This window comes from Trinickia sp. (assembly GCF_051953955.1).
Classification (GTDB): Bacteria; Pseudomonadota; Gammaproteobacteria; order Burkholderiales; family Burkholderiaceae; genus Trinickia.
On record NZ_JBQCIF010000021.1, the window covers coordinates 1 to 16,879 of the forward strand.

A 16,879-nucleotide genomic window follows, 5' to 3' on the forward strand; every position below is an offset into this window, starting at 1 on the left:
GTGATGAAGACCTGATCGGGCTCGCATCGCACACCCCGCGACACGTTGATATAGGCTGCCACGGCTCGCCGCAGCTCGGGCATGCCCGCAACCGGCCCGTAGGCGAGCTGCGCGGGCTCGATGTGCCGCCACGCTCGCTCGACGCAGCGGCGCCAGTGACCAATCGGAAATTCCTCGAGCGATGGCAGTCCCGGGACGAACGGCAACATCCGATCGGGTTCGGCGCGTGGATTCTCGAGCCCACGGACTCGATCCGAGAATGCGACAGGAACGCTGCTGCCGCCGCTGTTGCTTCGGGCGCCGCGATGGTGTCCATATTGCCGGCTGACCGTACCGTTGCGCGTGGCCGCGACGAAGCCCTCCTCGGCGAGTCTTTCATACGCGTAGACCGCTGCATTGCGCGCGACCCGAAGTTCTTGGGCCAGCATGCGCGTAGAGACTAGGCGTGTGCCGGGCGCGATTCGCCCATCGAGCAGCAAATCGCGCAAGCTCCGATAGAGCGCCTCCTGCCGGCTCTGCCTCCCGGAGCTCATTTGCTTGGAAAACGATGCGATGAGAAGAGCGAGGTCCATGTCCTGGTTCTAAATTTTTTCCCTGCGTTGGTGCTTTCAGACGTTCGATTCGTCTTGTATCGTGCGCCTCGCCGTTGGATCGAAGCAGGGCCTGTCGGCCTGAACCATCGGCCTTTCCACGTCGACTATATCGGAGCAATGAACACACATGAACGAGCGCGCCACGGAAACCTTGCCCGCCCGCACTACGATTCGCCGTTTGCCTGAAAAGGCGAATCACGATCGCGCGATGCTTTACGGCATCGTGGACGAGGCCTATGTTTGCCACATTGCTTTCTCCGTCGATGGCGATACGCACTGCATTCCGACCGCCCACTGGAGAAAAGAAGATGACCTCTATATCCACGGCTCCAACGGCAGCCGCATGATCAAGGCTTTGTCCCGCGGCACGCAAGCTTCGATCGCGATCACCTTGCTCGATGGTCTCGTTCTAGCTAAATCGGCATTCAATCACTCGATGAATTATCGTTCCGCCGTAGTCTATGGGCAATTCGAAATCGTGGAAGCCGCGGCGGAAAAGCAGGCAGCGCTCGATCTGCTGATGGATAAGATCGCGGCAGGCCGCAAGCATGAAACGCGGCCCGGCAACACGAAGGAAATCAACGCGACCCGCGTCCTGCGGATTTCTCTTGCGCAAGCCGCGGTGAAAGTCAGCGCGTCGATGCCGTCCGACGACGAAGAGGACCTCGGCATTCCGGTTTGGACGGGTATCCTGCCGCTGAAGACGGCGCGTGCCGCCCCGATCCGATGCGAAACCGGCGCGTCCGTTGCGGTGCCCGACTATGTCAGGGATTGGGCGGATTGAGCCGCGCTGATCTTCGTTGACACGGCAAACCCAGATAGTTAGATTGACGCCGGTGAAAAAGAAGCGGGCGAAGCGATTGCCCACAAAGCGCAATCGTTTTCCGGCATTCAAAAAAACGAATGATCACCGAAGACGAAAATCTGTCTGGCGAGGGAGGTTTCTTGGGCGGTCAGGTGCGGCATATTCGAATATGCGGGACGGGCGTGGCCGTTCCGGAGAGCGTTCTGACGAGCGAGGAAATCGATCGGCGCTTTGGGCTGCCTGCGGGTACGGTCTCGCGGCAGTATGGGGTGCGGATGCGATATTGCGCCGTGAGCGAAACCGCGGCCTCGCTGGCGGCGAGTGCATGCGAAAACGCGCTGCGTCAGGCAGGGCTCCAATGGCAAGACATCGATTGCCTCGTTGCAGCGTCGGCCACGATGGACCAAGCATTGCCCTACAACGCCGCGCTGATTCTTTCGTCACTGGGCACGCGCGCGCGGCATGTCGCCGCGTTCGACATCGGCGCGAGTTGCCTTTCGTTCCTGGTCGGCCTCGATACGATCAGCTATCTGGTCGAAGCCGGGCGCTACGGCAATGTCGTCGTCGTATCGGCCGACATCGCGACTTTCTCGCTCGACTGGTCGACGCTCGGCGAGTCGGCGATCTTCGGCGACGGCGCGGCCGCGGCCGTGGTGCGTAAAAGCGCGCCGGAGGAGGCGTCGTGCATCGTCGCATCGCACGTCGAAACCCATGCCGAGGGCGCGCCCTGGTGCCACATCAAAGCGGGCGGCTCGCGCTATCACCCGCGTCGCGCGGCGGCCGCATTCGATCCGCTGACGTTGTTTCATATGGATGGACCGAGACTGTTCCGCGCGGTCTCGCGCGAATTGCCGCGCATCGTGGCGCGGCTATTGGAGGGCGCCGCGCTGACCCTCGATCAGATTCGGCTCGTCGTTCCACATCAGGGGAGCCGGCTTGCGCTCGATCACCTCGCTCGGCGGCTAGGGATCGATCCGGCTCGCACGGTCGATATCCTTGCGGATTTCGGCAATCAGGTAGGGGCGTCGCTGCCATCGGCGCTGCATCATGCGATTGCCCAAGATCGGCTGCGACGCGGCGATCCGTTCATGTTGCTCGGCTCCGGCGCAGGCCTGACGATGGGCGGCATGGTGATGGTCTACTGATATGCGCGTTTTAGTCACCGGAGGAACCGGCTTTCTCGGACGGCATCTCGTATGGCGGCTGAACGCCGCGGGCCACGAGGTCGTTTTCACGGGCCGCGACCGCCGGCGCGCATCCGTCGTGCTGGCAGGCGTCGACCGCATCGAGTGCGCGGTCCGTTCGGTCGAAGTGGCGCACGGAAGCTCACAGGCCGCCGCAGTGCTGGCCGAGGCGGCGGCCGGAGCCGATGCGGTGATTCATTGCGCCGCGCTGTCGTCGCCTTGGGGGCCCCGCGAAGCGTTCGAACATGCGAACGTCGACTCCACTCGTGAGGTCGTCGAAGCATGCCGTGCGGAGCGGATACCGAAGCTCGTGCATATTTCCACGCCGAGCCTCTATTTCGACTTCCGCGATCGTATCGGCATTCGCGAAGACGAACCGCTGCCGCCCCCCGTCAACGACTACGCGCGGACCAAAGGCATTGCCGAGCGGATGGTCGTGGCATCGACGATCGACTCGGTGATCGCATTGCGCCCGCGGGCCATCTTCGGTGCCTGGGACGAGACGCTTCTGCCGCGCATTCTCCGCGTGGCCCGCACCGCGCGGTTGCCGTTGATGCGCGGCGGCTGCTCGTTGATCGATCTCACCTATGTCGACAATGTCGTCGATGCCGTGATGCTTGCGCTCGAAGCCGATCTCGAGCGCGCGGTCGTCAACGTCAGCAACGGCGAGCCGATACCGGTGCACGCGCTGTTCGCGAAGCTCGCGAACGCCTTCGGCGTTACGCTGCGCGTGCGGCGCGTTCCCTATCCGGTCGTCGACGCCATTGCGACGGTGCTCGAATGCGTGGGCCGTGCCCGGCCCGGTTGGGAGCCACCGATCACACGCTACTCGGCGGGCTTGCTCGCCTACTCGCAGACGCTCGATCTGACGCGAGCGCGCGAATTGCTCGGTTACGCACCGCGGATCGCGCTCGACGTCGGGCTCGCGCGCACGGCTGCGTGGTTCACTGCCCAGGGCCGAGGGCTCGAATGAACGTTCCCCTGGGTTTCCGTTTGCTCAAGGTTGGGCATTGCACCCATCCCGAATGCATCACGCAGCGGGGCGGGCGATTCGCGTCCGTGCCGTTCCCTGCGCTTGCCGCTTTGCTGATCCATCCGCAGCATGGTCCCATGCTGTACGACACCGGCTATAGCGATGCGTTTTTTGCCGCCACCGAGCCTTTTCCCGAGCGGCTATACCGGATGGTGACGCCCGTTTCGCTACAGGCGAGCGAAACGCTCGACGCGCAGTTGGCGCGCCACGGCGTGGCGCCGGACAGCATCCGGCATGTGTTTCTGTCGCATTTGCACGCCGATCATATCGCTGGTATCGGTGCCTTGTCGCAAGCCCGGATTTTTGCGTTGCGTGCGGAGGTCGACGCCATGCGGCGTGCTTCGCGTTTTGGGGGGCTGCGGCGAGGCTATCTGCCCGCGCTGTTGCCGTCGACCTTCGACGCACGCTTGACGTTCGTCGATGATTGCGTGCCCATCGCGTTGCCGGGATGGATGAGGCCGTTCGAGCACGGCTTCGACCTGCTGGGAGATTGCAGCGTGATTGGCGTACCGTTGCCCGGCCACACCCCGGGCCAGTTGGGTTTGCTCTTTCGCGCCGACGGAGCACGCACCGTGTTTCTGGTGGCCGATGCGTGCTGGTCGCTGCGAGCGCTCGAGCGCGATCGGCCGCCCACTTGGATTGCGGCACAACTGTTTGCCGATAAGCGCGCATACCTCGCGACGTTCGCCGGACTTCGGCAGTTGCTCGCACGGCGCGACGCTCCGGTGGTCGTCCCTTCGCACTGCGAGTCGACGTGGAGGCAATTGAGCGAGGCTTCGCCGCAATGAGGCCTCGCGAATTGGCCGGAATGGCGAGCGCGTTCTTTCGCACACGCTACGGGCTGCGCTTCGACGATCGCGACGCGCTCGAGCACTGGCAACGCGGCCGGCTCGATCGCTTCCTGTCGCATACCGTGAAACAGGCGGCGTTCTATCGCGACTGCGCGGCGAGCGATCTCGCGTCGTTGCCCGTCGTCGACAAAGCGACGACGCTCGCCGATTTCGCGGCGTTCAACGCGCGCGGCATCACGCTCGACGAAGCCTATGCGGCGGCCCGTGCGGCAGAAGCCGGCCGGGTGCCGCCGCATGGCTTCGATCCGCGATTGACCGCGGGCCTATCGAGCGGTACGAGCGGCCGCCCGGGCGTGTTTCTCGCCACACCGGCGGAGCGCGCGACGTGGGCAGGCATTCTGCTCGCTCGTGTGCTCGATCGGCCGCTGTCGATGCGGCTTGCCATCGGCGCGGCACCGATTCGCGTCGCTTTTTTTCTGCGCGCGAACAGCTCGCTCTACACGACGATTGCTAGCCGGCGCATCGACTTCCGCTTCTTCGATCTGCAAACGGGTGCCGATGCGCACGTCGCGGCGCTGGTCGACTTCCGCCCGGATGTCCTCGTGGCACCGGCCAGCGTGCTCGCCTGGCTCGCGCGCGAATCGCTCGCCGGCCGGCTGCCGATCGTGCCGCACAAGACGATCTCCGTTGCCGAGGTCCTGGAGCCCGACGATGCGCAATCTATTCGCGCCGCCTATGGCCGCGCCGTGGACCAGCTGTATCAGTGCACGGAAGGCTTTCTCGGCTACACCTGTGCACACGGTTCGCTACATTTGAACGAGGAGTTCGTGCATATCGAGCCGGAATGGCTCGACGACGCGCAAACGCGGTTCGTGCCGATCGTCACGGACTTCACTCGACGCACGCAGATGATCGTCCGCTATCGCCTAGACGATGTCTTGCGAATACGGGCGGCACCGTGTGGCTGCGGCCGCGTCACGCGCACGCTTTCGGCCGTCGAGGGCCGTCTCGACGACGTTTTATGGTGCCGTGCCCGGCGTGATGGAGCTCCGATGCCGTTGTTTCCCGATGCGCTGCGGCATGCGATTGCCCGACATGCAACCGGTGTCGACGACTATTCGATCGCGCAGCATGGCGCGCTCTTTCATCTTGCCGTGCACGGCGACGACCGCGCGTTCGATTCGATTTGCCATGCGGTCGAGCGTGTGGTCGATGCCCAAGGAATGCGGCGTCCGGCGTGGAAGCAGACACGTTTCCAAGCACCGGCCCACACGGTCAAACGTAGACGCATCGTATGCGTGTCCAAGCTGTCCCCCGATGCGCGAGCTGATGCTGGCGATGCAACCTGGATGCCCCACGATGCGTAACGCGCTCATTCTCGGCGGCCGGGCGCCTGCTGCGCTCGATCACGCACGGCGCTTCGCGCATCAAGGGTGGACCGTCACCGTCGCCGACAGCATTCCGTGCTCGATCAGCGGGGCCTCGCGTGCCGTCGGCGCGGCATTGCGGGTTGCATCGCCGCGTCACGCACCGGCCCGCTTCGCTGCCGACTTGGGCCGGGCCTGCACCGAGCATGCGATCGATTTGATCGTGCCGACGTGCGAGGAAGTGTTCTTCGTTTCGCGGTATCGTCATCTGCTGCCGCGCGAGGTGAGGGTGCTCGCAGACGATTTCGACAAACTGCGCGACGTCCACAGCAAGTGGCGCTTCCTTTCGCTGGCCGCTGGGTGCGGTGCCGACGTTCCCGAGTCGGCGCTCGTCGGGACGATCGCGGAGGCGCGCGAATGGGCGGGTGCCAAGCCCGTCGTGCTGAAGCCGGAATTTTCGCGATTCGGGGTGCATGTGCGCCTCTACCGCGACGGTATTCCGCTTCACGCGCAGCCGCTCGAGAAACTTGGCAACTGGGTGGTCCAGACCTATGTGCAAGGCAGCGAGTTTTGTTCCTATAGCGTGGCCGATCGAGGGCGCCTCGTCGCGCACAGTCTTTACCGGCCAACCTGGCGCATGCGAACGAGCTCGAGCTTCTACTTCGAGCCTGCACGCATCGAGGCGATTCGCGAATTCGTTGCGCGATTCGCGCGCAAGCTTACCTTCACGGGGCAGCTCTCGTTCGACTGGATTCGGCACGCCGACGGCCAGGTGAGTGTCCTCGAATGCAATCCTCGGGCGACGAGCGGCTGCCATCTGTTCTCGCTCGACGATCCGGTTCCGGCTGCGCTCGACGGCACGGTCGACGCCTGCGTCGACCCGGTCGCGCCGTCGCCGAGGATGATCGGCGCGGTCATGGTCGGCGTTGGCTTGATCGATGCGTTGAGGCAGGGCGATTTACGGCGCTGGGTATGCGACTATCGGCGTGCCAACGATGTGATCGGTGTCGCGGGCGACCGCCGGCCCCTCGGGGGCGCCGTTCTCGATCTGCTGTCCTACGCCAGGCTTGCGCGGGCACAGCGCTGCAATATGCGCGAAGCTGCTACCCAAGACATCGAATGGGACGGCCAGGCGTTGCCGGACCTATGAGCGATTGCATCTACGTTCCCCGATCCGAATTTGCCGCGCATGCGGATGCGTTTGCGGCGTTGCATGCCGGCGTGGCGACGGCAGGCTATGTCGCCAACGTCGATGCGAGGGTGGAAGTCATCGAATTCGGCGGCCTGTCGTTTCCGGTCACGATCAACGAGCCCGGCCGCGACAACGCATGGGTCTCTTCGCCGCTTACGACGTACAGCCGCTATGCCTTGGAGGAAACGCGGCGCGTCATCCCGGGCGCGCTTGCCTGGCCGCTGGCTGCCCTCATCGGCACGGCGGAGCGTTGGCTGCGGGGCGCGGGGCTCGATCGGGCCGTCTCGATCAACAACTGGCTGCTCAGCACGAATTTGTATCCCTCGACCGCCGGGATCGACTTCATCGCCGTTCGCGATGCTTTGAAAGCGCGCTGGCCCGATCGCGGCATCTGGTTTCGCTCGCTCAATGTCGTGCAGCACGCCGATTGGCTGCATGCGTTGGCGTCGGCCGGATTCGAGTTGATCCCGACGCGGCAGGTTTATCTGTTCCACGATGTCGCGCGCTGCGCGCGCGAGCATCAGAACCTGCGACGAGATTTCGCGTTGATGCGCTCGACGCCGCTTCAACGGGTCGATGGCTGCACCTTCACGGTGGATGATTTTGCGGATGCGGAAGCGCTCTACGGGCAGCTTTACCTCGAAAAGTACTCGCGGCTCAACCCGCGCTACACCGCAGCCTTTTTGCGGCAATGGCACGGCGCGGGACTGCTTGAACTGACGGGCTTCAAGGATGAATCGGGCCGCTTGCGCGCAGTGATCGGTATTTTCGCGCAGGGACCGCTCGTGACGGCGCCGATCGTCGGATACGACACGGCATGGCCGCGGTCGGCAGGGCTCTACCGCCTTTTGATGGCGCATGTATTGGCGGTTACGCGGGAGCGTGCCGCTACGCTGAATCTGAGTGCGGGCGCCGCGCATTTCAAACGCCTGAGAGGCGGCGAGCCGGCCATCGAGTACAGCGCGGTGCTGTGCGACCATCTTCCCGGGCCGGCGCGCCGAGCGCTCGGGCTGTTGCGCGTCCTGACGACGAAGGTCGGGGTGCCGGTCATGGAGCGCTTCAAATTATGACCCCATGGAAAGCATCGCTCGCGTCGAGCTGGTTCGTCGTTGCCCGTTCGTCGCAACTCGGCGGGAAGCCGCTTGCCGTCACGCTGCTCGGCCGGCCGCTCGTCATCGCGAGAGCGGCTTCGGGTGATCTCTTCGCACTCGACGATTGCTGCCCGCACCGCCATGTGCCGCTGTCGGCCGGCTGCATGACCGAGCACGGCCTGCAATGCGCCTATCACGGTTGGACGTTTGCCGCGGACGGTCGTTGCGTGGCGATCCCAGGGTTGCCGCCGGGCGCGTGTCGGCCCGTCGCGCAGGTCGCCGCCGCGACGGCGTTGGAGCACGATGGTTTGGTCTGGGTGAGGCTCGAAGCCGAAGCCGAAGCCGAAGCGGAAGCCGAAGCGGAAGCCGAAGCGGAAGCCGAAGCGGAAGCCGAAGCCGAAGCCGAAGCCGAAGCCGAAGCCGAAGCCCGTGCGGTGGCCTTGCCGGCGTTCGTGCGGCGACCGTCGGCGCGCGCACAATGCTTCACCTGGCACGCCACTTGGAACGCACGCGCCATCGATGCGCTCGAGAACTTCTTGGATGCGCAGCATACGCATTTCGTGCATGCGGGCATCGTCCGAAGTGCTGCACGCCGCCGGCCAGTCGACGTGACCGTGACGCGCTCGGCTGGCGCGGTGCAGGTCGACTATGCGGGGCAGCCAGACCAAAGCGGCTGGCTGTACCGGCTATTCGAGTCGCGGCGCGAATCCGAGCGCGCGTATTTCGATGCCTCGGCGGCGGGTACGGCCCAACTCGAGTATCGCTATCGGAACGGCAGCGCACTGTATTTCACGCTGCACGTCAGTCCCGTGAACGAGACGATGACGCAGGTGCACGGCACGCTGCACATCGAAAACCGCTGGGCGCCGCGGTGGGCAGTGCAACTCTTCGTATGGCCGCTCTTGCGGCGCGTATTGCAACAAGATCGCGCGATCGTCGAGGCTCAACTGCGCAATCGGCAGCGGTGCGGTCGCGGAGCCGAAGGCATGTCCACCGAGCTGGATCTCGTGAGGCCGGCGCTCGAGGCGGCATGGTTGTCCGCGGCGACGGAACCGTCGAATTCCGTAAGGAAAGTCCGGGTTTTGCTGTGATCGAAAATGGCTACGGATTGCCAATGTGCCGATGCGTGCGGCGAAGCCAATGACCGCAGCCCTCATGCAGACATAGGTGCGCGTTGACGGCACACAGGCGGCGCACGGCACGCGCGGCCCCTGCCGCCCGATGTCCGGTAATACTGAACCTAGTACTGGAACTACCACCCAACCCACTGTTTTTTATCACTTTTTTCTAATTCGCCGGTGCCGCGCCGGCGATGTGCGTGGCATAATCGACCGCACCGGGGATTGCCCGGTGCCATGATTACCGCGCACACCATGCCAAAGACTCTCTACGACAAGCTGTGGGATTCGCACGTCGTCCATACCGAAGAGGACGGTACGACGCTGCTCTACATCGACCGTCAACTGCTGCACGAAGTCACGAGCCCGCAGGCGTTCGAAGGGCTCAAGATGCACGAACGTCCGCTGTGGCGCGTGAGTGCCAATCTGGCCGTGTCGGACCATAACGTGCCGACGACCGACCGCAGCCACGGCATCGCCGATCCGGTATCGAAGCTTCAGGTCGACACGCTCGATGCGAACTGCGACGCTTACGGCATCACGCAGTTCAAGATGAACGACATGCGCCAAGGCATCGTTCATATCATCGGGCCGGAGCAAGGCGCGACGCTGCCCGGCATGACGATCGTCTGCGGCGATTCGCATACCTCGACGCACGGTGCGTTCGGTGCGCTGGCGCACGGCATCGGGACGTCGGAAGTCGAGCACGTTCTGGCCACGCAAACGTTGCTGCAAAAGAAGAGCAAGAACATGCTCGTGAAGGTCGACGGCCAGTTGCCGCGCGGCTGCACGGCCAAGGACATCGTACTCGCCATCATCGGCAAGATCGGCACGGCCGGCGGTACGGGGTACGCGATCGAATTCGGCGGCTCGACGATTCGCGCGCTGTCGATGGAAGGCCGCATGACCGTCTGCAACATGGCCATCGAAGCCGGCGCACGCGCGGGCATGGTGGCCGTCGACGATACGACCGTCGAATACCTGAAGGGGCGTCCCTTTTCGCCCCAGGGCGTCGAATGGGATCATGCCGTCGAGTACTGGCGCACGTTCGTGTCGGATGCGGGTGCCCATTTCGATCGCGTCGTCGAACTCGATGCGGCCCAGATCGTTCCGCAAGTCACCTGGGGCACGTCCCCCGAAATGGTGACGGCCATCGACGGCCGCGTGCCCGATCCCGAGCGCGAAAAAGATCCTGTCAAGCGCGACGCGATGGAGCGCGCGCTGCAGTACATGGCCCTCGAGCCGAATCTGCCGATCGAATCGATCAAGGTCGACAAGGTGTTCATCGGCTCGTGCACGAACGCGCGTATCGAAGACATCCGCGCCGCGGCGTATGTCGTCAAGAAACTCGGGCGGCGCGTGGCGTCCAACATCCGGCTTGCGATGGTCGTGCCCGGCTCGGGCCTCGTGAAGGCGCAAGCCGAGCGTGAAGGGCTCGACAAAGTATTCGTCGAAGCGGGTTTCGAATGGCGCGAGCCCGGTTGCTCGATGTGCCTCGCGATGAACGCAGACCGGCTCGACCCGGGCGAGCGCTGCGCGTCCACCTCGAACCGCAACTTCGAAGGGCGCCAGGGCGCGGGCGGGCGCACGCATCTCGTGAGTCCGGCGATGGCCGCGGCAGCCGCGATCGAAGGGCATTTCGTCGATATTCGCCGGTTGGGATGAGGTAAGAGAGACATGGACAAATTCATCGTACACACGGGACTCGTCGCCCCCCTCGACCGCGAAAACGTCGATACCGATGCGATCATCCCGAAGCAATTCCTGAAGTCGATCCAGCGCACGGGCTTCGGTCCGAACCTTTTCGACGAGTGGCGCTATCTCGATCACGGCGAGCCTGGGCAGGACAACTCGCGACGCCCGCTCAATCCCGATTTCGTGCTCAACCAGCCGCGCTACCAAGGTGCGTCAGTGCTGCTCGCCCGCAAGAACTTCGGTTGCGGCAGCTCGCGCGAGCATGCGCCGTGGGCCTTGCAGCAGTACGGGTTTCGCGCGTTGATCGCTTCGAGCTTCGCCGATATCTTCTTCAACAACTGCTTCAAGAACGGCGTGCTGCCGATCGTGCTGCCCGAGCAGCAGGTCGATCACTTGTTCAACGAGACGTACGCGTTCAACGGCTATCAGCTGACGATCGATCTCGAGGCGCAAGTCGTGCGCACGCCGGACGGCCGCGAGTACAAGTTCGACGTCGACGGTTTCCGTAAGTACTGCCTGTTGAACGGCTTCGACGATATCGGCCTCACGCTGCGCCACGCCGACAAGATTCGCGCGTTCGAAGCGGAGCGGATCGCCAAGCAGCCGTGGCTCGCTCACCGCATCGTCGGATAGCGGCTCGGATGCGGAAAACGTCGGTAGCCGCTGCGCGCATCGTCGCCTAGCGGCTGCGGCGCTCCGTGCCCCATAGGCAATTGCACAACTCGATAGGACTCCGAATGAAAATCGCAGTGCTCCCCGGTGACGGGATCGGCAAGGAAATCGTCAAGGAAGCGGTCAAGGTGTTGAACGCGCTCGACGAGAAGTTCGAGATGGAAGAGGCGCCCGTCGGCGGCGCGGGCTATGAAGCGAAGGGTCATCCGCTGCCCGATTCGACGCTGGCGTTGGCCAAGCAGGCCGACGCGATCCTCTTCGGCGCCGTGGGCGACTGGAAGTACGATTCGCTCGAGCGTGCGCTGCGCCCCGAGCAAGCCATTTTGGGGCTGCGCAAGCATTTGCAGCTGTTCGCCAACTTCCGTCCGGCGATTTGCTATCCGCAATTGACGGGTGCATCGTCGCTGAAGCCGGAAATCGTCTCGGGCCTCGACATCCTGATCGTGCGCGAGCTGAACGGCGACGTCTACTTCGGCACGCCGCGCGGCACCCGCCAAGCGCCCGACGGCCCGTTCGAAGGCGCGCGCGAAGGCTTCGACACGATGCGTTATTCGGAGCCCGAAGTGCAACGCATCGCGCACGTCGCGTTCCAGGCGGCTCAAAAGCGCGGCAAGCGTTTGACCTCGGTGGACAAGGCCAACGTGCTCGAGACGTCGCAACTGTGGAAAGACGTCATGATCGACGTGGCGAAGCAATACCCCGACGTCGAGCTTTCGCATATGTACGTCGATAATGCGGCGATGCAGCTCGTGAAGGCGCCCAAGTCGTTCGACGTCATCGTGACGGGCAACCTGTTCGGCGATATTTTGTCCGACCAGGCCGCGATGCTCACGGGCTCGATCGGCATGTTGCCGTCGGCTTCGCTCGACAAGAACAACAAGGGCCTGTACGAGCCGTCGCACGGCTCCGCGCCCGACATCGCAGGCAAGGGCATCGCCAATCCGCTCGCCACGATCCTCTCGGCCGCGATGATGCTGCGCTATTCGCTGAACAAGGCCGAACAGGCCGATCGCATCGAAAAGGCCGTGCGCACGGTGCTCGAGGCGGGCTACCGCACGGGCGACATCGCCACGCCCGGCTGCCGCCAGGTCGGCACGGCTGAAATGGGCGACGCGGTGCGCGCGGCGCTTTAATCGATCGGGCACTCATTCGAGCGAGCGGGTTTTTTGACCTGTTCGCTCGAAAAAGCCCCTCATGTAGCGTATTTTTTGCTGGATTGGCATGCTTCGCAGGCGCGCCAATAGAGATTTTTCGTGTAAACTGTGCCGATGGCGCAACTGTCCCAAATCTCCTCGATTGACAACCTGCACGGCAATACGGCCCGTGTGGGCGGGCTCGCCATTGCTGGCGTCGTCGGCGTTGCCGGCGCGATCGCCATTATTACGATTACCCCCAAAACGATCACGAAACGCTGATCGTCTGTCGTGCCCGCTCGTCTTCCCCGCGCGGTCACGCCGGGCAAGGTTGCGGGGAAGCGTCCACTCCAAGGGTTAGTCATGAACGTAGGTCTCGTAGGTTGGCGCGGCATGGTCGGCAGCGTCCTGATGCAGCGGATGCAGCAGGAAGGCGATTTCGATCTGATCGAACCGGTGTTTTTCACCACCAGCAACGTGGGCGGCAACGCGCCTGCGTTCGCGAAGAACGAGACGAAGCTCAAAGACGCCAAGAGCATCGACGATCTGAAGAAGTGCGACGTCGTCATCACCTGCCAGGGCGGTGATTACACGAACGAAGTGTTCCCTAAGCTGCGCGCGGCCGGCTGGAACGGCTACTGGATCGATGCGGCTTCGTCGCTGCGCATGTCCGACGACGCCGTCATCATCCTCGATCCCGTCAACCTCGACGTCATCAAGGACGCTCTGGTAAAGGGCACGAAGAATTTCATCGGCGGCAATTGCACGGTCAGCCTCATGCTGATGGCACTCGGCGGCCTGTTCAGCGAAGACCTCATCGACTGGATGACGGCCATGACGTATCAGGCCGCATCGGGTGCGGGCGCGCAGAACATGCGCGAACTGCTGTCGCAGATGGGCACGCTGCACGGCGCCGTGACGGAGCAACTGGCCGATCCGGCTTCGGCCATCCTCGATATCGACCGCCGCGTGCTCGAAACGATGAACTCGGAGGCGATGCCCACGCAGCATTTCGGCGTGCCGCTGGCCGGCTCGCTGATTCCCTGGATCGACAAGGATCTCGGCAACGGCATGTCGAAGGAAGAATGGAAGGGCGGCGCCGAAGCCAACAAGATCCTCGGCAAGCCGGCCATGGGCCAGCCCGGTTCGATTCCCGTCGACGGCCTGTGCGTACGTATCGGCGCGATGCGCTGCCACTCGCAAGCGCTGACGATCAAGCTGAAGAAGGATGTGCCGCTCGACGAAATCAACGGCATCCTCGCCTCGGCCAACGATTGGGTCAAAGTCGTCCCGAACGAGCGCGAGGCCTCGATGCGCGAGTTGTCGCCGGCCGTCGTGACGGGCACGCTGTCGGTCCCCGTGGGCCGTCTGCGCAAGCTCGCGATGGGCGGCGAGTATCTGTCGGCGTTCACGGTCGGCGATCAACTGTTGTGGGGAGCCGCGGAGCCGTTGCGCCGCATGCTGCGCATCTTGCTCGAGCGTTGAGCCGCAGTTCGCGCGGTCTGCCGCCGGAGCATTTCACCGGTCCGGCACGCCGCGCAGTGGTTTTGCCCCGGTTCCTCACGTAAACTGTGCGGTTACGACGCATAGGAACCCCGAAAAGGCGTCGCCTTGCCGCGACGCCTTTTCTTTTGCCGCAGCGAACCTTGGTCTCTTCCGAACGCTATCTCGAGGCGCGCTTGAATGCGCGTGACACCTTCATGACAAAACGTCCGACGCGCCGCGCCGTCCCGCTTGCGATTGCCTGCGCTTGGCTCGCTTGCGCGTTGCCTGCCGCGGCCGCACCGGGCGCACCGGCTGCGCCGGCTTCCGCGCCTGCCGCTCAGAGCGTTCCAGCGGCTTCGGCCGCAACGCAGTACACCGTCAAGCCCGGGCAGTCACTTGCGGATATCGCCGCGACGGTGACCGGCTCGCACGATAAGGCAGTGCTCGGCCGAGCCGCGAGATCGATCTTCGATGCCAATCCCTCGGCGTTCATGCGCAACGATCCGAGTCTCTTGAAGCTCGGTGCGGTGTTGAACGTGCCGGCGCTCGATGCGACGGGTGCGATCGCCAAGGCCGAACCGGCGCCTGCCGCCGCTTCTGCGAGTGCAACCGCTTCGGCGGTGTCCGCGGCGCCCGCGTCGCAAGCCGCGGCGGCAGCTGGGGGAACGGCGGGCGCGAAGCCCACTCCCGTACCTGCGGCGAAAGGTGCGTCGGCGCCCGTGACCGCTATTTCGCCCGCCCCGGGCAGCGCGGCGGCGGGGGCGGGGGCCTCGGCCCCCGCGGTAGGCGCCCCTGCGAAAGCTGCTCCGGCTTCCACGGCTGCCGCCGCGCATCCGCCGGCGAACGGCGCGACCGGTGAGCATGCGTGGTCGGGCGCGATTCAGCCGGCACCGGCCGTGCCGGCCAGCGCGGAGGCGTCGGCGTCTGCCCCGATGTCGGCTGCCACGGCGGCGAGCGCCGCCGCGTCCGGCGGCGCTGCCGTGTCGGGGGGCGTAGCCGCTTCGGCGCCTGCCGCTGCTGTCAGCGAGGCGCCTGCGAGTGCAGCCGCATCCGCTGCCGGGCCGGCGTCTGCTTCGACGAGCGTGCCGAAGCCCTCGGCGGCGGCCTCGTCCGTCGCCGCACCGGCCGGTGGCGCGTCGCATCCGAAGGTGTCGAGCCTCCAGCAACTGCTGACGCTCAAGAATCGCGTCTTGATGGAGTTGCAGCGACATGGCTTCGGTGCGCCGTCGGCTGGGCATCCCGGCGCAACCGCCGGCGCGCCGGCCAGCGCGTCCAGCTTTGCGGCGGCGCCGACGTCCGGTGCCGCGGCCGCGCCCGGGGCCTCGCGCACGGCGGCTGCCGCCAATCAGCGCTTCATCGGCATCGGCGATTACGGCATCAGTTTGACGCGCAATGGGATTGCCGCCGTCGCGGCGATCGTCGCCGCCATCGTCGCGGCTTTGCTCGTGGTGCTCATCGCGCTCGGGATGGGCCGCCGTCGCCGGCGGGCGCCGGCCACTGCCGGTGCGGCCAACGGCTCGGCGGCGAGCACGGTTGGGCCGGCGCCCGGCGATGACGCCGCACAAGCGGGGGCGACTTCGGTTGCCGCGGCGCCCGATGATCCGGTCGCGGCCGAGTTTTTGGCGATCCTGGCGCGCAACCCGTCGAGCAAACGGGCGTTGATGGGGCTTGCCGCGCATTACGCCGAACGCAAGAACATGCAAGGGTTCGACGAGATCGCTCAGCGCATTTATCGCCTGTCGGGCGGTCGTGGGCCAAATTGGGTCCATATTGCGGCGATCGGGCGTGAGCTCGACCCCGACAATTCGCTGTATGCGCTCGTAGCCGGCCAAGCCGAGGAAGCGGTGTTGTCGCCTGACGATGAGTCCGAGGCGCCGGTCGCGCCCGCGTCGACTGATGCCGAGCTGCACGCAGCGGTAACTCCGGCCGAGGCGCCTGCACTGCCGGACGAGGGACGAGAAGTGCCGCCCGACACCGATGCATCGCGTCTCGCGGGCCGTGCGAGCACTGATGAGCCTTCTATCGAAGAGGCTCCGGCGGAAGAGGCGGTGCATGCCGAGCCCGAATTGCACGAGCCGGCGACGCCGCTCGAACCCGCGGCGGCCGCTGCGCCCGAGAGCGAGGCAACGCTGCCGCCGGATGCCATGGCGGCGCTCGGCGGTCTGGAGATCGGCCTGCCGCCGCGCGTCGGAGCCGGGCCGGAAAGCCCCGTTCATCCGGCTGAACCGGAGCCCGGCGAGCTCGAGGAAGAAGGACACGGAGAGCCTGTCCCGGAATGGACGGCCGACGCCGGCGCGCCCACGCACGAAGCGGCTCCGCCCGCGCATGCGGACGAAAACGACGAGGCAGCCCATGAGGCCCAGGCACCGCCCGCAGCCCCGGCTGCGGCACCCGCCGTCACGGGGCTGGGCGCCGCACCTGTCGGCCGGCTCAATCTGTCGTTCGATCTCGACTTGCCGGGTGCGCAGGCTGGCGAGGGCGAGAAAGAGAGCGCGGGCGCGGACGAGCAGGGCGATATCTCGCCGGTGCCGCAGTTCACGCCCGAGCAGCGCGCGAGGATCGCGCGCAACAAGCTCGATCTGGCGGCCGAGTACATCGCGTTGGGCGATCTGGGCGGCGCCCGCACGCTGATTCACGAGGTGATCGATTCGAACGACGCGGCCACGCACGACGAAGCGCACGCGATGCTCGCGACGCTGGCGCCGCTTTCCTGACGCGGC

General features: G+C 65.1%; 15 protein-coding genes. 14 read left to right on the forward strand and 1 reads right to left on the reverse strand.

The annotated features are described in order from the left end of the window. Positions 1-572, reverse strand: a 572-nt coding sequence (locus ACTHNZ_RS03900; RefSeq protein WP_440541183.1) for a GntR family transcriptional regulator, incomplete at its 3' end; no start/stop codon positions are given. Between the two features lie 148 nt (positions 573-720). Here ACTHNZ_RS03900 and ACTHNZ_RS03905 point away from each other — a divergent pair. The 14 genes from ACTHNZ_RS03905 to ACTHNZ_RS03970 all read left to right on the forward strand — a co-directional run bounded on the left by ACTHNZ_RS03905 (position 721) and on the right by ACTHNZ_RS03970 (position 16,873). Next, positions 721-1,377, forward strand: a complete 657-nt coding sequence (locus ACTHNZ_RS03905; RefSeq protein ID WP_440541184.1) for a pyridoxamine 5'-phosphate oxidase family protein — start codon at positions 721-723, stop codon at positions 1,375-1,377. Between the two features lie 119 nt (positions 1,378-1,496). Next, entirely contained in the window at positions 1,497-2,543 is a 1,047-nt protein-coding gene (locus tag ACTHNZ_RS03910) for a 3-oxoacyl-[acyl-carrier-protein] synthase III C-terminal domain-containing protein (RefSeq protein ID WP_440541185.1), read from the forward strand. Position 2,544: 1 nt separating this feature from the next. After that, on the forward strand, positions 2,545-3,555 hold the full coding sequence (locus ACTHNZ_RS03915; protein ID WP_440541186.1) for an NAD-dependent epimerase/dehydratase family protein: 1,011 nt from the start codon (positions 2,545-2,547) through the stop codon (positions 3,553-3,555). Then, positions 3,552-4,403, forward strand: a complete 852-nt coding sequence (locus tag ACTHNZ_RS03920; protein ID WP_440541187.1) for an MBL fold metallo-hydrolase — start codon at positions 3,552-3,554, stop codon at positions 4,401-4,403. The genes ACTHNZ_RS03915 and ACTHNZ_RS03920 overlap by 4 nt, the downstream gene beginning before the upstream one ends. Further along, positions 4,400-5,773 (forward strand): F390 synthetase-related protein, encoded by a 1,374-nt coding sequence (locus ACTHNZ_RS03925; RefSeq protein WP_440541188.1) that lies wholly within the window; start codon positions 4,400-4,402, stop codon positions 5,771-5,773. Before ACTHNZ_RS03920 ends, ACTHNZ_RS03925 begins: the two co-directional genes overlap by 4 nt. Next, entirely contained in the window at positions 5,766-6,923 is a 1,158-nt protein-coding gene (locus ACTHNZ_RS03930) for an ATP-grasp domain-containing protein (RefSeq protein WP_440541189.1), read from the forward strand. The genes ACTHNZ_RS03925 and ACTHNZ_RS03930 overlap by 8 nt, the downstream gene beginning before the upstream one ends. Beyond that, entirely contained in the window at positions 6,920-8,035 is a 1,116-nt protein-coding gene (locus ACTHNZ_RS03935; protein ID WP_440541190.1) for a GNAT family N-acetyltransferase, read from the forward strand. The genes ACTHNZ_RS03930 and ACTHNZ_RS03935 overlap by 4 nt, the downstream gene beginning before the upstream one ends. Continuing rightward, positions 8,032-9,147, forward strand: coding sequence for a Rieske 2Fe-2S domain-containing protein (locus tag ACTHNZ_RS03940; protein ID WP_440541191.1), 1,116 nt, complete (start codon positions 8,032-8,034; stop codon positions 9,145-9,147). The genes ACTHNZ_RS03935 and ACTHNZ_RS03940 overlap by 4 nt, the downstream gene beginning before the upstream one ends. Positions 9,148-9,429: 282 nt before the next feature. Continuing rightward, positions 9,430-10,839: a 3-isopropylmalate dehydratase large subunit gene (gene leuC / locus ACTHNZ_RS03945; protein ID WP_440541192.1), complete on the forward strand. Its 1,410-nt coding sequence runs from the start codon at positions 9,430-9,432 to the stop codon at positions 10,837-10,839. 12 nt (positions 10,840-10,851) lie between these two features. Further along, entirely contained in the window at positions 10,852-11,502 is a 651-nt protein-coding gene (gene leuD / locus ACTHNZ_RS03950; protein ID WP_440541193.1) for a 3-isopropylmalate dehydratase small subunit, read from the forward strand. A 104-nt stretch (positions 11,503-11,606) separates the two neighbouring features. Then, complete coding sequence (gene leuB / locus ACTHNZ_RS03955) at positions 11,607-12,674, forward strand: 3-isopropylmalate dehydrogenase (RefSeq protein WP_440541194.1); 1,068 nt, start codon at positions 11,607-11,609, stop codon at positions 12,672-12,674. Positions 12,675-12,809: 135 nt separating this feature from the next. Continuing rightward, on the forward strand, positions 12,810-12,956 hold the full coding sequence (locus ACTHNZ_RS03960; protein ID WP_440541195.1) for a hypothetical protein: 147 nt from the start codon (positions 12,810-12,812) through the stop codon (positions 12,954-12,956). Positions 12,957-13,037: 81 nt separating this feature from the next. Further along, positions 13,038-14,159 carry an aspartate-semialdehyde dehydrogenase gene (gene asd / locus ACTHNZ_RS03965; RefSeq protein WP_440541196.1) on the forward strand — a complete coding sequence of 374 codons (1,122 nt, stop codon included), beginning with the start codon at positions 13,038-13,040 and terminating at the stop codon, positions 14,157-14,159. 215 nt (positions 14,160-14,374) lie between these two features. Next, entirely contained in the window at positions 14,375-16,873 is a 2,499-nt protein-coding gene (locus ACTHNZ_RS03970) for a FimV/HubP family polar landmark protein (RefSeq protein WP_440541197.1), read from the forward strand. The last annotated feature ends 6 nt before the right edge of the window (positions 16,874-16,879 follow it).

Bases quoted from the DNA above. Each gene is read 5' to 3' on its own strand.
- ACTHNZ_RS03905 (WP_440541184.1), top strand. From the start codon at position 721: ATGAACGAGCGCGCCACGGAAACCTTGCCCGCCCGCACTACGATTCGC.
- ACTHNZ_RS03910 (WP_440541185.1), top strand. From the start codon at position 1,497: ATGATCACCGAAGACGAAAATCTGTCTGGCGAGGGAGGTTTCTTGGGC.
- ACTHNZ_RS03915 (WP_440541186.1), top strand. From the start codon at position 2,545: ATGCGCGTTTTAGTCACCGGAGGAACCGGCTTTCTCGGACGGCATCTC.
- ACTHNZ_RS03920 (WP_440541187.1), top strand. From the start codon at position 3,552: ATGAACGTTCCCCTGGGTTTCCGTTTGCTCAAGGTTGGGCATTGCACC.
- ACTHNZ_RS03925 (WP_440541188.1), top strand. From the start codon at position 4,400: ATGAGGCCTCGCGAATTGGCCGGAATGGCGAGCGCGTTCTTTCGCACA.
- ACTHNZ_RS03930 (WP_440541189.1), top strand. From the start codon at position 5,766: ATGCGTAACGCGCTCATTCTCGGCGGCCGGGCGCCTGCTGCGCTCGAT.
- ACTHNZ_RS03935 (WP_440541190.1), top strand. From the start codon at position 6,920: ATGAGCGATTGCATCTACGTTCCCCGATCCGAATTTGCCGCGCATGCG.
- ACTHNZ_RS03940 (WP_440541191.1), top strand. From the start codon at position 8,032: ATGACCCCATGGAAAGCATCGCTCGCGTCGAGCTGGTTCGTCGTTGCC.
- leuC (WP_440541192.1), top strand. From the start codon at position 9,430: ATGCCAAAGACTCTCTACGACAAGCTGTGGGATTCGCACGTCGTCCAT.
- leuD (WP_440541193.1), top strand. From the start codon at position 10,852: ATGGACAAATTCATCGTACACACGGGACTCGTCGCCCCCCTCGACCGC.
- leuB (WP_440541194.1), top strand. From the start codon at position 11,607: ATGAAAATCGCAGTGCTCCCCGGTGACGGGATCGGCAAGGAAATCGTC.
- ACTHNZ_RS03960 (WP_440541195.1), top strand. From the start codon at position 12,810: ATGGCGCAACTGTCCCAAATCTCCTCGATTGACAACCTGCACGGCAAT.
- asd (WP_440541196.1), top strand. From the start codon at position 13,038: ATGAACGTAGGTCTCGTAGGTTGGCGCGGCATGGTCGGCAGCGTCCTG.
- ACTHNZ_RS03970 (WP_440541197.1), top strand. From the start codon at position 14,375: ATGACAAAACGTCCGACGCGCCGCGCCGTCCCGCTTGCGATTGCCTGC.